Origin of the sequence: Nostoc sp. (assembly GCF_036918015.1) — a bacterium.
Taxonomy (GTDB): Bacteria; Cyanobacteriota; Cyanobacteriia; order Cyanobacteriales; family Nostocaceae; genus Nostoc.
The window spans coordinates 265,844-281,477 of record NZ_JBALEO010000098.1; the positions used below are offsets into that span (position 1 = coordinate 265,844).

Here is a 15,634-nt window from a genome sequence, read left to right on the forward strand (position 1 = left end):
CTTTTAAGGATTGGGCGTTAGAAGAGGCAGAGGTGCAGAGGGGCTGAGGGGCTGAGGGGAATAAACTTACTGCAACTTCTCCTCTGCTCCCCTGCTCCCTGCCTCCCCTGCTCTCCAATTCAAGTGGGTTGGACAAATCGCTTAATTTCACCACAGGCAATATAAGATTTGCCATCCGGTGCTGTTTTGACTTCATCAACGACGTAAAGCATTCCTTCTTCGCGAACCGATCGCGGAAAACGCATATTCCAATCCGGTTCATATCCGTCGGAAACCACCCTAGCACGTAGCTTGCTGCCATCTTTGACACACTGAACTAAAATGCTGTCCCCTACACTGTCAGTTGTGGGAAGATCGGCAGCACTGGCAGGGCCTTTAGAAGCTTTACCTGTGTTAGTTGGATACGATTGTCTAGGGGCAACGAAGATATCTGTTTCACCGGGTTGAGCAAAACGGGTGATTTTACCACGTACCCGATAGAAAGTGCGTTCGCTTGAGAGTTCCAACCCTTCAACGACATAGCGTGCCCCCTCGGCACGAATGGCGCGGGGAAACTGGATGTTCTTGGTTGAATCATAGCCTTCGGACATGACCTTGACCCGCAGTTTACCCCCTTCACGAACGCAGTGCAATTCGACACCTGAACCGACTTCATTCACAATGGGCATGGCGTAAACTTCATCGCCAGCGGTGACACCACGACCCACCAAATCACTGCGATTGCGCGTCATCGTCTGGTAAGTCTGATCTCGCATCTCTTTCCGTCCGGCATTGCCTAAAGCTTTTTGAGCGATCCGACTGGCGAAATACTCAAGCTGATCGATTTCTTCAGCAATTTCAAAATTCTCGTTCAAGCCTTTATCCCGTAAATCTTTCACAAGCGATCGCAAGGTTTGTTCAGCTTCCTGATGCTTGCCATGTTCAGCGAGATTAAGTCCAGTCTCTTTAGCTTTAGCGATGGTAAGGCGACTCAGTTCCAGAATAATATGGCTCGTAGCAGCAAAAGCTGCTTCCTCAACAGTGCCAACTTTGGCGACAATATCGACAGTACCTGACACGCTTTGAATGCGGTCATCTTGCACAACATCGGCGCTGTAATGCAGCTTCATCACAGGTAAATCGCCAACTTGAGCGCTTGATATCCCCAGACTCAAACCGAGAAGTTTGTCTTCACCCTCGTAAAGCTCTCCCAAGGTGATAACAGCTTGACCAGCGTCATTCTGGCTAACTTTAGCCAGACTTAAGGTATCAACCAGCCTGACACCATCTGCTAATTCAAGTGTCACCTTGAGGTTCTGTCCCACTACTGCTCTCAGACTGTCTAGCTCAATACTAAACACTTCAGTTGCTTCATCGATGCTCTGAATGAAGTAGAAGTTGCCCGTGGCTGCCCTTGCCATCCCAATCAGTAGGTCTTCATTGAAACCCTGAGCAAAACCTAGCGTAGTTGTGATAATACCTTCCTCAGCTTTTTGCCCTGCTGTCGCCGTCAGTATCTTGGGGTCTTGAATGCCCATATTGGCATGACCATCGGTAAGCAGCAGAACACGGTTGATTTTTTGCGGATCGAGTCGCGTTTTCACGTGTTCGCAGCCTTTGAGCCATCCTCCCGACAAGTTGGTTATACCGCCGGCTCTCACCTTGCGGATGGAATTTTTCAGGGTGGCTTTGTTAGTCACAGCCTGGGGTGGCACAACACTATCTACTTCATCGTCGTAAACAACTACTGAGAGAATGTCATCAGGCTCAAGTTTATCTACCACAGACTCAGCGGCTTTGAGTGCGTGATGCAAGGGAGCGCCTGCCATAGAGCCGGAACGGTCAATTACAAGCGAAAGGTTAAGGTTACGTCGAGGAGATTTAGCTATGTCAGCACGAAAACGTAGCAGAATATTAGTCTTTAATGAAGATCCTGCGGCGAGAATAGACTGGTCAAATTCGTAACTTGCCTTAATCATTTTTTATATCCCTTATGATTGTCTGTTATCACATAAAAGCCTTGTGAAGCATAGACAGTAAGTGCTTTGTTTAGTTTACCCAGAAATAAGTTTATTCAGTATAAAAATGGTATTTAATGTAAGAATTTATAGTTTTAGTATCTTGCCAACGTAGACAGAGCCAGTCCTAGACATTCTCGACTCTCTGCTACTGAAAGGCGATCGCACTGGTCACAATTGCGGGAAACTGAAAGCAGATATATTAGGAGAGGAGAACCTAATGAGTTGGACTAAAGTTCTTGCAGTCGATGCACTTTCCCCAGGTGCGCGAGAAGTGGTGAAAGTTGGCAACCGGAAAATTTTGCTTTTGAATCACGAAAGTCAGCTTTATGCTGTAGATAACACTTGTCCTCACCTAAAATTACCGTTGAAAAGTGGGAAAATAAATGATAATGGCGCAATTGTTTGTTCCTTCCATCACAGTGCTTTTGACCTGCGGACTGGTGAGGTAAAAGATTGGTGTTCTTGGCCACCTGGTATAGGTAAGGTACTCTCGTTAGTTTCACAACCAAAGGCACTACCAGTATTTCCGATTCGTGTTGAAGAAGGCAGTATCTGGGTTGATGTCCAAGAGGAATAGCACCCTCTCCCTGAATTTACTGAAATAGTTCTAGGTAAAAAAAGAAAAACCCCAGCTAAACTCATTGGCTGGGGTTTCTATCAAAATTTACCTATTTCAGAGATATAGGAATCATTGAATGAGAAAATAGAACGTCTTCTCAAGCAGTTTAAACACTTTACTGTGATGTAATGTTGGATTACGTGCTACCGTTGCCGGCTTCTATAGAAGCTGTGGAACTTTGAGATTGGCCTAAATTCACTTTGAATACCTTACTCTGCTCTTGCTCCAGTTTGGGTAAAGTCAAAATTAAAATCCCATCTTTCAAGTCTGCCTTAACTTGTTGATTCTGAACTTTGGCTGGCAGAGGAATTACTCTAGCGAACTTGCCATACCGGAATTCCGAATGAACTTTATCCTTAGATTGGGAATGTTTTTCGTAACGATGCTCACCAGCAATCGAAACTGCATCTTGAGTAACTTGAACATCGAGGTCTTTAGCTTCCACGCCTGGAATCTCAACTCTTAATAGCAACTCTGAACCATTATCATGTAATTCGACCGCAGGAACCCACGCTGTTCTCGGTGATGCAGAAATCTCAGAGTTACCGCGCTCGGCTACTGTCAGATCAGAGAATAGTTGATCCATTTGACGACGCAGAATCTCCATTTCACGGAATGGTTCCCAACGAATGAGTGCCATATTTCAATCTCTCCTTAACTTTCTAATTCAATTTTGGGTAATCAATCAAAGTTTTAGAGGTGTTTTTTAGAGAGGAGCTTTATTTGCTTTGTTTCTTCTCTCTAGTAAGTAATTTAATAAAAGAAGAATCTCAAAACAGTTGGGTAAACCGTACAGACATAGGTTGCATTTACCGTATCAAACAAAACAATCATCAAAAGCTTGAGAATAGTTAATGTCAAAGGAAGTAGGCAATCATAAATTAAACTAGATTATGTAATGTAAATTTAATTAAATTCCCTTATGCTTAGAAGCTCTAGCCCGATTCTAAAGGCTAGAGCCACTGATTCTTCTCTCGACGGAGACGCTGCCTCCAGCCAGACATCAGACCTCTTGCACAAATACAAAATTTGCCCACCCTGCGGAATCTTGCTACATCCCCCTTCTCCCAATATTGGGTTACGGTGTACACACAAGTCGAAAAAAGCTTGATTTTCCATTGTTTTCTCGTTGATCTTGTTCCCAGTCTCGGACTGGGAACGAGAAAAGTCAAGGCTTTTAGGACTTGTGTGTACACCGTAGGGATTTAGGGTGAAAGCTCATTGATTTATGCAATAGGTCTATTGAGTCTCTGACTCAATGAATGTATTCCCCGGCGGCAGGCCAGGAAAGAGTCAAGCCTCATCAATTTAGGTTTTTAAGGCTTGTGTGTACACTATAGCTTTGGCTATTTGGGGTTCTTCGAGTTTAATTAAGTAATAGTTCTCCTGGCTCATCTGTAACTTTTCCATACACCCTGTGCTGAAGTATGGTTGTAAGCGACGATGATTTTATTTACAATCTGGTGACAGAGTTTTGCTTTCTGATTTCATGTTCAGTTTTATTCAAGAAATTCTTCCTGATTGAAAATTAACTTAGTAACTGATATGGATGCTCAAAAAATAAAAATTTTATTAGTTGATGACAACTTAGAGAATTTACATTTTTTATCAGACATCCTTCAACACCAAGGTTATCAGATACAAAGTGTCATTTCTGGACAATTGGCAATCAAGACGGCACTTGCTTCTCCTCCAGATTTGCTTTTATTAAATGTTCTTATTATAGAGAGGGATGGTTATGAAGTATGTCAATATTTGAAAGCTAACGATCAAACTCAAGAAATCCCGATAATTCTTTTCGGAATTTGCGATGATTTTTTTGAAAAAATAAACATCTTAAACTTAGGTGATATTGACTATATTACTCAACCATTCAAAACTGAAGAAGTTTTATTACGCGTCCAAAATCAACTCACTCTCCAAAGACTGAAAAAACAGTTAAAAGAAAAAAGTTCCCAACTGCAACAGGAGATTAAAGAGCGTCAACGGATTACAGTTGAGTTAAATATTCGCAACAGACAAATAGAAGATATTTTTAAAGAAATTCCCATTAGCATTAGCAAAGCCTTTTGTAGAGAAGTTTATCAAAGCGAACGCCTTGTAGTCGAAGCCGCCCTCAAGAAGAGTGAAAGTCAGTATCGTCTCCTAGTGGAGACATCCCAGGATATGATCTGGTCGCTGGACATTAATGGATTAATTACCTTTGTCAATCCAGCAGTCAAGCAGATTTATGGCTACGAACCGCAAGAAATGATTGGGCGTGCCTTAATTGATTTCATCTCGCCTACACAAGTTGCTCAAGATAAAGTAGCCTTTGAGCGTGTTCTTCAGGGAAAGTCTATTTTCCAGCATGAAACTACCTGTGTGGCTAAAGATGGTACCTTACTTTATTTAATGTTGAATGCGATCGCATTACGCAACGAAGAGGGTCAGGTTATAGGCATGACGGGCACTGCTAGTAATATTACGCAGCGTCGAGGAGTAGAAAAATTACTCCAAGAAAGCGCGATTAAGCTCCGCAATCATAATCTCGTGCTCACACAATTGGCACAAAATCAGACGCTTTATCAGGGTGATTTGAAAGCAGCCTTGAGTATAATCACAGAAACAGCGGTCAAGAACATTGGAGTAGAACGAGCTGGTGTCTGGCTGTATGACGAAACAGGCATGAAAATCCAGTGTTTTGATCTATTTGAAGGCAGTCGCAATCAACATAGCGAAGGACTTTTCTTATCAGCGGTAGACTATCCAGTTTATTTTGCAGCTTTGCAGCAAGAACAACCAATCGCCGCAGATGATGCTCATACCGATCCCAGAACTAAAGAATTTTCTGCGTCTTATTCAAGATTAAATATTACCTCCATACTCGATACACCCGTTAGGCTGGAGGGAAAGACCGTAGGAGTTTTATGTCTGGAGGCGGTGGGAGTTACGCATCATTGGACGCTAGAAGACCAAAATTTCGCTCGCTCTCTGGGCAATTTAGTATCTTTGGTATTGGAGGCAAAAGAACGCCAACGCGCAGAAGCAGCGCGACGGGCTTCTGAAGAAAAGTTAGCGTCAGCTTTTCGGTCGTCTCCTGACCCAATTGCCTTAATTACTGTTCCCAACAAACGCTACATTGAAGTGAACGACAGTTTTTGTCGGTTTTTTGGTTATTCTCGTTCTCAGGTAATCGATCGCACCGATGAAGAATTGCATATTTGGGTGAATCCAGAAGAATATAATTTTCTCATCAACATCCTGCAACAAGCAAAAGCCATCCGCAACTATGAGATTGATGTCTGCACAGCAACAGGAGAAATCAGGACAACACTGTTGAGTGCAGAAATGATCGAGATTGATGGGCAATGGTACGTACTGGGCACTGCAAAAGATATTACTGAACGCAAGCAGGCAGAAAATGAAAGCCGTTTGTTACTGTTGACAACCCAAGCTATCACTCGTGCCAGTGATGTCAACAGCGCCTTAGCAGTGGTCTTGCGCTTAATTTGTCACACCATTGGCTGGGATTTTGGTGAAGCCTGGATACCTAATGAAGATGGGAATGTTTTAGAACACAGCCTGGGTTGGTACGGAGAGGAGAGCAGCTTAGAAGAATTCTGCCAGCAAAGCCAAACGGTGAAATTTGCTCTGGGAGTGGGATTACCAGGAAGAGTTTGGCAGAGTCAAGAACCAGAATGGATAAAAGATGTATCTAAAGTTACGCAACCAGTTTTCTTGCGATCGCTACAAGCCGCAAAGGTGGGATTAAAAGCTGGTTTTGGTGTTCCCATACTGGCCGGGAACCAAGTATTAGCTGTTTTAGTGTTTTTTAAACGTAGCTCAGTATTAGTAGATCGGCGTTTGCTCTTGCTAGTCAGTGCTGTTGCGGCGCAATTGGGTGGGTTGATTGAGCGCAAAACCCTAGAACAACAACTAGCTCTCAGAGAAGCTCGTCTCAATGCCTTTTTTAGCAGTGCCCCCGTTGGTATGAATATTGTAGATAACCAGCTGCGGTTTGTGCAAATCAACCAACTGCTAGCGGAGATTAATGGACTACCCCAGCAAGATCATATTGGCAAGACCATCCATAAAGTCTTACCCCACATCGCCCCTTTAGTAGAACCAATTTATCAACAAGTTCTGGTAACTGGTCAACCCATTCTCAATCAAGAATTAAGCAGCGCATCAATCAAACAACCGGATATTATCCGCCACTTCTTAGCTTCTTATTTTCCGATTGTAGGTGAAGACGATCGCCCCTCTGGTGTTGGCACAGTTTTAGTAGAAATTAGCGAACTACACGCAGCGCTACGCGAACGCAAACACGTCGAACAAGAACTACGTTTAGCCAACGAACGCCTACAATATCTCCTCACCTCTAGCCCTGTAGTCATTTATAGCAGCAAAACATCAGAGGATTTTAGCATTACTTTTATCAGTGAAAACGTTAAAGAAATGGTGGGCTATGAAGCGCGGGAATTTATCGATAACTCCAGTTTTTGGCTCGATCGCGTCCATCCACAAGATATTGAACTGATCTCGGAAAAATTTTCCCACTTTATTAAGCAGGAGTACATTTCTTACGAATACCGTTGGTTACACGCTGACGGAACTTATCACTGGTTCTACGAAGAGATGAGGTTAATTCGTGACGAAGCGAATTCCCCGATCGAATGGGTTGGTTATTGGGCAGATATTAACGATCGCAAATTGGCAGAACTAGCTTTGCAGTCAGGTCAGCAACGATATCAACTTCTAGCAGAAGCCTCACCAGCTTGTATATTTCATACTGATGTCGATGGCAATGTTTTATATTTTAATCAACGCTGGAGTGAAATTACTGGATGTAGTTTAGAAAATTCTCTGGGAATAGGTTGGGCAAATGCTATACATCCAGACGACCGCGAGCAGCTATTGTTGGCCTGGAATCAAGCAACAGTTGCGAAGTCAACCTATAAGTACGAACATCGTTTTTTGCATGATGATAATACAGTTGTCTGGGCAATTTGTCATGCTTTGCCAGAATTTAGAGATGATGGAGAAATTAAAGGCTACATTGGTACAATTACAGATATTACCGAGAGAAAATTGGCAGAAGAAGCCTTGCGTGAGAGTGCAGAGCGAGAAAGAGCGATCGCGCAAGTGATTCAAAGAATGCGCCAAACACTAGATTTAGAGACGATATTTGCGGCTACAACCGAAGAATTACGCCAAGTACTCAACTGCGATCGGGTTGTTGTCTATCGTTTCAATCCCGACTGGAATGGGGAATTTGTTTCTGAATCAGTGGGTAACGGTTGGATTTCTCTCATAGAAGAACACAACAACGATCCTCATCTCACAGAAGGTGTTTTACAAGATGGGCGTTGTCTAGCGAAAATTTTGGATAGTGCGGATAACCAGATGGAATATCCCGATCTGCAAGTAAACCCAGGTGCAAGTTTTCTCTGTGTCCCAGACATTTACAACGCTGAGTTTCATCCTGCTTATATCAATCTCTTAGAGCGCTTTCAGGCCAAAGCCTACATTATTGTTCCGATTTTACATGGTAGTCAGCTTTGGGGATTGCTGGCGAGTTATCAAAATTCCGATCCCCGCCAATGGAAATCAGGAGAAATCAACATCGTAGTTCAAATTGGCAATCAGTTGGGTGTTGCTTTACAGCAGGCACAATTGCTAGCACAAACTCAAAGGCAGTCACAAGCATTGCAAGAAGCTGTAATCGTTGCTGATGCTGCTAACCGTGCCAAAAGCGAATTCCTCGCTAACATGAGTCACGAACTGCGTACCCCACTCAACGCCATCCTTGGTTTTACCCAAGTCATGAGCCACGATCGTGATTTATCAACTGAACATCAACAAAATCTAGCAATTATCAATCGTGCTGGCGAACATCTCCTGAATTTAATCAACGATATTTTGGAAATGTCTAAAATCGAAGCTGGCAGAATAACCTTAAATCTCAACAGTTTTGACTTAATTCGCCTCTTGGAAAACCTCAAAGAGATGTTGCGCTTCCGCGCCACCTCCAAAGGATTGGAATTGGTCTTTGAATATACATCTCACCTTCCCCAATACATCCAAGTTGACGAAAGTAAACTGCGTCAAGTCTTGCTTAACCTCCTGGGAAATGCCATCAAATTTACCGATACTGGCAGGGTGACGCTGCGGGTGGGGATGGGGGAGCAGGGGAGCAGGGGGGCAGGAGAGCAGGGGGGCAGGGGAGCAGGGGAGCAGAGGAGCAGGGGAGCAGGGGAGCAGGGAAGTAGAGGAGAAGTAACAGTAAGTCTTTCCCCTCTGCCCCTCTGCCCCTTTGCACCTCTGCCTCTTCCTATGCCCAATGCTCAATCCCTAACCTTCGAGGTACAAGATACTGGCTGCGGTATTGCCCCACAAGAAATTGACTTGCTATTTGAAGCTTTTGGGCAAACTGAAACCGGAAGAAAATCGCAGCAGGGAACAGGACTAGGTTTAGCAATTAGCCGCAAATATGTGCAACTAATGGGAGGAGATATTAGCGTCACCAGTACTATTGGTGAGGGAAGTAAATTTACTTTTGATATTCAAATTGGTCTAGCCACAGTCAGCGAAATCCAGATCCAACAAATTAGACCCCAAGTTATTAGTTTAGCGCCCACTCAAAGCGAATACCGTATTTTAGTAGTTGATGACTCTACAGATAGCCGTTTAGTGTTAAAGAAAATTCTGACATCTATCGGTTTTGTAGTCCAGGAAGCAATAAATGGCATTGAAGCGATCGCACTTTGGCAGACATGGCAACCACATCTAATTTTAATGGATATGCGGATGCCAATTATGGACGGCTACGAAGCCACAAAAGTTATTAAAACTAGAGAAGAAACCTCAATCCAAAATATAGAATCTCAAATCCCCAATTGGAAGACCATTATTATTGCCTTAACTGCTAATGCTTTTGAGGAACAACGAGAAGCAATAATCAAAGCGGGTTGCGATGACTATATTAACAAGCCTTTCCGCGAGGAAGAATTACTAGAAAAGTTGAGCGAATATTTGGGAGTTCAATATATTTATCAAGAAGAAAGCTATCAGTTAACAAACCTAAAGCAACAAAGACCAAAATCAATATTGACGATCGCGGATTTAGTAACTCTATTATCTGAAATGTCGCCTGAATGGGTGAAACAGGTGTACACTGCCGCAGCCCAATGTAGTGATGACCTGATTTTAGAATTGATTGAGCAAATACCCTCAGAAAATGCTGTACTGCAAAATTTTATCAAGAATTTAGCTCATGATTTTCAGTTTGAGAAAATCATGGAATTGACGAGTATTGCAGGAGTTTTATCCAGCTAATAAAAATTGATGGTTAAGCAAGTTTGTAGTAAGCACTTTAGTCCTTAATTTTCTCAGCACTAAAGTGCTTATATCATGTCCACTTGATTGCTTATTAAACCCGAAGAACCCCACCCCGCCAAAGCTACGCTTTGTCTCCCCTCCCCGCTTGCGGGGAGGGGTTGGGGGTGGGGTGTAATGACTGTGGTTAGCATAACTAATTATGCGAACATGATATTACTACAAACTTCAATTTTCAATTTTAGATTTTTCCTTCAATTCAAAGTCCAAAATTCAAAATGATTTTACCGTAAACGTCCCGATCGCAATGTACTAATAATTAACCACAAACCCAATAAACTAGCGACTGCAAACAGGATTGTGCTTAAAAAAGATAGCTGAGTTGTCTGCGCTCTGGTGGAAATAATTGCCGCACCCATAATCAGCGAACCCACTAATATACTAAAAGATAGTCGGTTAGCGGCATCATCCATAGTGCGCCGCACGCCATCTAACCCCCGCAGCGAGAGATTCCACTGTAAGGTTTCCGAGGTAACACGGTCTAATAACAGTTCTATTTGCCGGGGAGATTGGAGAGACAGACTTTTCAGATCCAAGGCTGTTCTGAGAAGCGATCGCACTGGATTATCCCCTACTAGCTGGCGACGAAATAAGTCTGTAATTAATGGTTTAACTTCATCAAAAAAATTAAGCTCTGGGTTGAATGTCCGCGCTACCCCTTCTAAATTCGCTAAGGTTTTGGCATACAAACCCATATTGCTAGGCAACCTAATTTTATTGTTGCGGGCAACTTGTAAAACTTCATAAATTATCTGACTGAAGTTTATTTGTGTGAGGCTGACATTGTGATACTTTCGCAACATGCGATCGTAATCATTTTCTAACCGTGATAAAATTACTGGTTGAGCAGAATCTGAGAGTTGCAAAGTTAACTGAGCGCACCTTTGAGCATCTAAATCAACGATCGCTAACAACATCTCTGTTAATATCTGCTGTGTCCGGGGATCGAGTCTTCCCACCATGCCACAATCTAAGAGAGCCACACGCCCATCTTTGAGATAAAACAAGTTTCCTGGATGGGGATCGGCGTGGAAAAAGCCATCAATATATAGTTGCTGGAAAAATACCCGAAACAACAAAGTAGTTATTTCTTTACGCTTTTCGGCAGGGTCTTTAATGTTGGGGTCATTATCCAAATCCGCCGCCAGGAACGGTACTCCATCCAGCCATTCCATTACCAGCAATTTCTCTGTGGTCAATTCCCAGTTAATTTCCGCAACTACTATTTGTGTGGGATCGTACCAGCGACTCTTGGATAAGTTGCGCCGCAGCTGGTCTGTAAAACCCGCTTCCCGTGTAAAATCTAACTCAGCTTCTAAGGCTTTAGTAAACTCTTCGGCGGTAGATTTGATTTCGTAGGTTTGCCCAAACTCAGTTCGCGCCACTAAATCGGCAATACCTTGAATTAAAGCAATATCTTGAGCAATAGTAATATCAATTCCCGGACGTTGCACTTTTAGAGCGACTTCTCGACCGTCTGCTAGTGTAGCCCGATGCGTCTGAGCAATCGATCCGGCTGCTACAGGAATCGGGTTAACTGTGCTGAAAGTTTCTGCTAATGGACGTTTTAATTCTTTGCGGAGGATTATTTCTATCTCTGACCAAGGAACTGGCGGTACTTCATCTTGTAGAGTTGACAATTCCTCAATATAGGAGGCGCTGAGTAAGTCGGGGCGGGTAGAGAGTAGCTGGCCAAGTTTGACGTAAACTGGCCCCAAGTCTACCAGGATATTTTTTAAAACCGCAGGTGTCGGCAGCTGGGGTTCATCAGCTTTACCACCAGTAAGTAACCTTCGCATATAGTCCCAGCCATTGCGAAGGAAGACTTCCAGGATTTCTCGTTGACGGGGAACAGTTTGGGTGAGGAACATTTTTGTAAAAAACTGCAAAGAGGCAGAGGAGTTTAAAGAGGTAGGCAACAGGGGATAACAATACAACCGAAATCGGCTCTAGTTTTGATACTTGTTAAAGTTTTGCTAGCTGCGGCACAATCTTGAAATCTTTTTATGGATGATTGTACGGCTTCGTGGAGCTTGTGTTCGTTCAGCATTCGTTTGACGTAACTAGAGCAGGAATCCCCACCGTGTAATAAGCGATGGGAACAAGAAAATCCTTTGGACGGAGAAATATATTTTTGATAGGCAGTAATAGAGTCGATTGCCATTGTCTTGGCCAGAGGCTCAAAGCTAATAATGTCCATAACTGTCAGATAAAATAACAGACAGTCAAGTTATAATAGGAAAATAGACTTTTTCGCCTCTGCCAAGGGTTCTAACTTTTATAGCAGGTCAGTAAATCGGGAATCACTTTGGAGAATTTTAAGGATCTGCTTGATTTCCTGGGTACGTTCTTTTTTGACAACGAGGGTGACATTGCGATCGCGCACAATCACCACATCCTCTAAACCAATAGTAACAACTACATCTTCTGGATTTGAGGCGTAAATAATCGCCCCTTGCGTATCTAAACCTACGTGAGTAGCGAGTTCCACGTTTGGAGTATCTTCCGTTTTCAGTAAACGTTCGATCGCATTCCAATCTCCTAAATCATCCCAACCAAAATCAACTGGCAAAACGTATGCTAGAGTTGTCTTTTCCATTAACGCATAGTCTATACTCTTCTTAGGCAACTGGGGATAGATATCAGGGCCATGTTGTTCTAAAGGTTCGATAATTTCTGGAGCATGGGTATGTAGTTCCTTGAGAACAACCCCCGCCCGAAAAACGAACATTCCACTATTCCAGCTAAAACGTCCCGTAGATAAAAAAGTCTCTGCCGTTTCTCGGTCGGGCTTTTCAGTAAAGCGGTTCACGTGATAAGCTGGCAACTCATTAAAGCTACCTATTTTTTCACCTTGTTCAATGTAGCCGTAACCGGTTGATGGAAAAGTAGGCTTGATCCCCAGTGTAACGATCGCTGCTGTGCTTGTTGCTAGTTGCGTAGCTGCATTTAATGTGTGTGCAAACGCCTCTTGGTTAGCAATCCAGTGGTCAGCAGGGAAAAAGCCAATCACAGCGTCTTCACCATAGCGCCGTTTGATTTCTAAACTTGTCCAAGCAACGGCTGCGGCAGTGTCTCTTCCTTCCGACTCAATCAGTAAGTTTTCAACTGGTAAATCGGGTAGTTGTTGTCTTACGCCTTCAGCTATCTGACTAGAAGTGATAACCCACAGGGAATTCCACCCGCCACCGAGTTCAATCAATCGATCGGCGGTTGCTTGTAATAGACTTCTAGAGCTACCATCAAGACTTAAAAATTGCTTGGGTCGGTCTTTGCGGCTTAGGGGCCAAAAACGTTCACCTTTACCACCAGCTAGGATTACGGGGAACAATAAAGTATTCATGTTGTCATACACGCCTACCGAAGAACATTACAAGTTTACAGTGAGCTTTTCCACTGGCAATATTTGTAGCTTGGATTAACATACTTTTAGGGAGTGGTTGAGTGGGGAGATAATTGTGATAAAACAAGTCGAATGGTCGGAAAATCCGGTTACGTCTCAGCAAGTAGTAGAGTTTGAAAGTGACGTGCGATCGTCGCAAATTCAACGGACAGAAAATCAAGTAACACCTGTACCAGTAGCCGACTCAGAGGAGGAGGTCGAACTAAACCAGCCAGCGAATCCGAACCGTAGCGTCATCGAATCTGTGGGCGCGTTTCCCAATCAGCTTTCTGAGAGACTGGGTTTAACCATGCCTCGATGGCTGTTATGGTTTATGACGGTTGTCATTGGCATCATCTTATCTGGGCTGCTGGTGTCAACATTAGCGCTGTGGACTCCTTTATGGAGCAATCTAGATCGAACAGATGAAGATTTAGGAACTACTGCTAAAGATGAAGTAAAAATCCCATTACCAGGGGAGTTATGGAGCAAACTCTCCCAGTACAAGCTTTCACGTCCGATGAATATTTTAATCATGGGGATTGAACCAGTCAGCGGTACCGTTGATGGCTCACCAGAAAGCTTTGCCGGGAAAAGCGACTCCATGCTACTGGTACGACTGAACCCTAGTGAAAAATCTGTAAGGGTGCTTTCCATTCCCAGAGATACAATGATCGCCATCCCCGAAAAGGGAGAAAAGGGATTAACTAAGGTATCTGATGCCAATGCCAAAGGCGGCCCAGTCTTGGCTGCACGGGTAGTTAGCCGTACCTTAAACAACGCCCCAATCGATCGCTACATCCGTATTTCTACCAGCGGCTTACGGCAGTTAGTCGATCAGTTAGGCGGTGTAGAAGTCTTTGTTCCCCAATCAATGGAATATAAAGACTCCAGCAGTCGGCTGTCGATTAATTTAGTCAGTGGTTGGCAAACCCTTAATGGCGAACAAGCAGAACAGTTTGCTCGATTCCGCGAACCAGGTTTGGGAGATTTGCCGAGAGTGCAGCGTCAGCAAGCACTAACAGCAGCTCTGCTGCAACGCTTAAATAGTCCTACCGTCTTACCCAGGTTGCCTCAATTAACTCGTCTAATGCGAAAATATTTTGATACCAACCTGAAGATGGAAGAAATGATGGCGTTGGTCAATTTCGGACTCAACCTAGATCGGGATAACTTCCAAATGACTGTGTTGCCTGGTACCTTTAGCCGCTTTAGCAAAGACCCTGATAGCTATTGGCTAAATATGACTGGACAACAGAGCCTGTTGAATGATTATGTTGGGGTAAATGTACCTGGTCTAAAGCCAGATATGCGTCAGGTTCCTAACCTCAAAATTGCTATTCAAAATGCTTCAAATCAACCTCAGCTAACTGAAAAAGTTATTGCTTATCTCAAACAGAAAGGCTTTAATAATATTTACAAAGTGCCTGATTGGCCAGATACCCAACGTCAAACTCAGATTATTGTCCAAAAAGGCAACCGACGAGTTGGGGTTGATTTGCAAAAAGTCTTAGGCTTGGGTCAAATCGAGGTGTCTGCCATTGGTGATTTAGAATCCGATCTGACAATCCGCATTGGGAAAGATTGGAAATAGCTAAGAGTTATTAGTCATTAGTCATTGGTTAAATGACAAAGCGCAAAGTCTGAGCGGAGGAAACCTCCGCTCAGACTTTGTAAGATAGGACTAATGACAAATCAAATAATAAAGTTATGAAAAAGATTTTACTGCGCTTTTTGGGTTTGATTGTAATTTTGCTACTAGCCTTTGGGTGGATAATACTTAATCCCAAGCCGGCTTTTGCTCAGATAAACACAATCAATTACAACAATATAAATCTAGAAAATCGTGACTTTTCTCATGCTGATTTGGCAGGTGTAACTTTTGTAGCAGCAGAAATGCGGGGGACAAATTTTCAAGGAGCGAATTTAACCAACGCAATTCTCACTAAAGGAGTTTTATTAAAGGCAAATTTGGAAGATGCGAACTTGAGCGGCGCTTTAGTCGATCGCGCCACTATGGATGGTGCTAACCTCAAGAATGCCATCTTTACTGAAGCAACTTTGACCCGCAGCCGCTTTTTTGATGCTGATGTCACTGGTGCTGATTTTACCGATGCTTTAATTGACCGCTATCAAGTGTCGCTGCTGTGTGAAAGAGCCGATGGCGTAAATCCAGTTACGGGTGTGTCAACGCGAGATAGTTTGGGTTGTAGGTAAAGAAACTCCGCGTTGAGCATAAAAACAGAGACATTT

General features: G+C 43.4%; 9 protein-coding genes. 4 read left to right on the forward strand and 5 right to left on the reverse strand.

Features of this window, described 5'->3' with window-relative positions; all coding sequences use genetic code 11:
- Window positions 1-119: 119 nt before the first annotated feature.
- A complete protein-coding gene (locus tag V7K61_RS31840; RefSeq protein ID WP_335059833.1) occupies window positions 120-1,958 on the reverse strand; it encodes a vWA domain-containing protein in 1,839 nt (612 codons plus the stop codon).
- 259 nt (window positions 1,959-2,217) lie between these two features.
- Here V7K61_RS31840 and V7K61_RS31845 point away from each other — a divergent pair, with 259 nt between their 5' ends.
- The gene (locus tag V7K61_RS31845) at window positions 2,218-2,577 is read left to right on the forward strand and encodes a Rieske (2Fe-2S) protein (RefSeq protein WP_335059835.1); all 360 of its coding nucleotides are present in this window, start codon (window positions 2,218-2,220) and stop codon (window positions 2,575-2,577) included.
- A gap of 178 nt (window positions 2,578-2,755) precedes the next feature.
- Here V7K61_RS31845 and V7K61_RS31850 read toward each other — a convergent pair whose 3' ends face one another.
- Complete coding sequence (locus tag V7K61_RS31850; RefSeq protein WP_335059837.1) at window positions 2,756-3,259, reverse strand: Hsp20/alpha crystallin family protein; 504 nt, start codon at window positions 3,257-3,259, stop codon at window positions 2,756-2,758.
- 905 nt (window positions 3,260-4,164) lie between these two features.
- Between V7K61_RS31850 and V7K61_RS31855 the strand changes: the two genes are divergently transcribed.
- Window positions 4,165-9,939 carry a PAS domain S-box protein gene (locus V7K61_RS31855; protein WP_335060116.1) on the forward strand — a complete coding sequence of 1,925 codons (5,775 nt, stop codon included), beginning with the start codon at window positions 4,165-4,167 and terminating at the stop codon, window positions 9,937-9,939.
- Window positions 9,940-10,223: 284 nt separating this feature from the next.
- On the opposite strand, the gene V7K61_RS31860 is transcribed toward V7K61_RS31855, so the two are convergent.
- The 3 genes from V7K61_RS31860 to V7K61_RS31870 all read right to left on the reverse strand — a co-directional run bounded on the left by V7K61_RS31860 (window position 10,224) and on the right by V7K61_RS31870 (window position 13,342).
- Window positions 10,224-11,870: an ABC1 kinase family protein gene (locus tag V7K61_RS31860; protein ID WP_335059840.1), complete on the reverse strand. Its 1,647-nt coding sequence runs from the start codon at window positions 11,868-11,870 to the stop codon at window positions 10,224-10,226.
- 32 nt (window positions 11,871-11,902) lie between these two features.
- Entirely contained in the window at window positions 11,903-12,199 is a 297-nt protein-coding gene (gene yidD / locus V7K61_RS31865; protein WP_335059842.1) for a membrane protein insertion efficiency factor YidD, read from the reverse strand.
- Between the two features lie 78 nt (window positions 12,200-12,277).
- Entirely contained in the window at window positions 12,278-13,342 is a 1,065-nt protein-coding gene (locus V7K61_RS31870) for a mannose-1-phosphate guanylyltransferase (protein ID WP_335059844.1), read from the reverse strand.
- 115 nt (window positions 13,343-13,457) lie between these two features.
- Here V7K61_RS31870 and V7K61_RS31875 point away from each other — a divergent pair, with 115 nt between their 5' ends.
- A complete protein-coding gene (locus V7K61_RS31875; RefSeq protein WP_335059846.1) occupies window positions 13,458-14,975 on the forward strand; it encodes an LCP family protein in 1,518 nt (505 codons plus the stop codon).
- Window positions 14,976-15,091: 116 nt separating this feature from the next.
- Window positions 15,092-15,598 (forward strand): pentapeptide repeat-containing protein, encoded by a 507-nt coding sequence (locus V7K61_RS31880; RefSeq protein ID WP_335059848.1) that lies wholly within the window; start codon window positions 15,092-15,094, stop codon window positions 15,596-15,598.
- The last annotated feature ends 36 nt before the right edge of the window (window positions 15,599-15,634 follow it).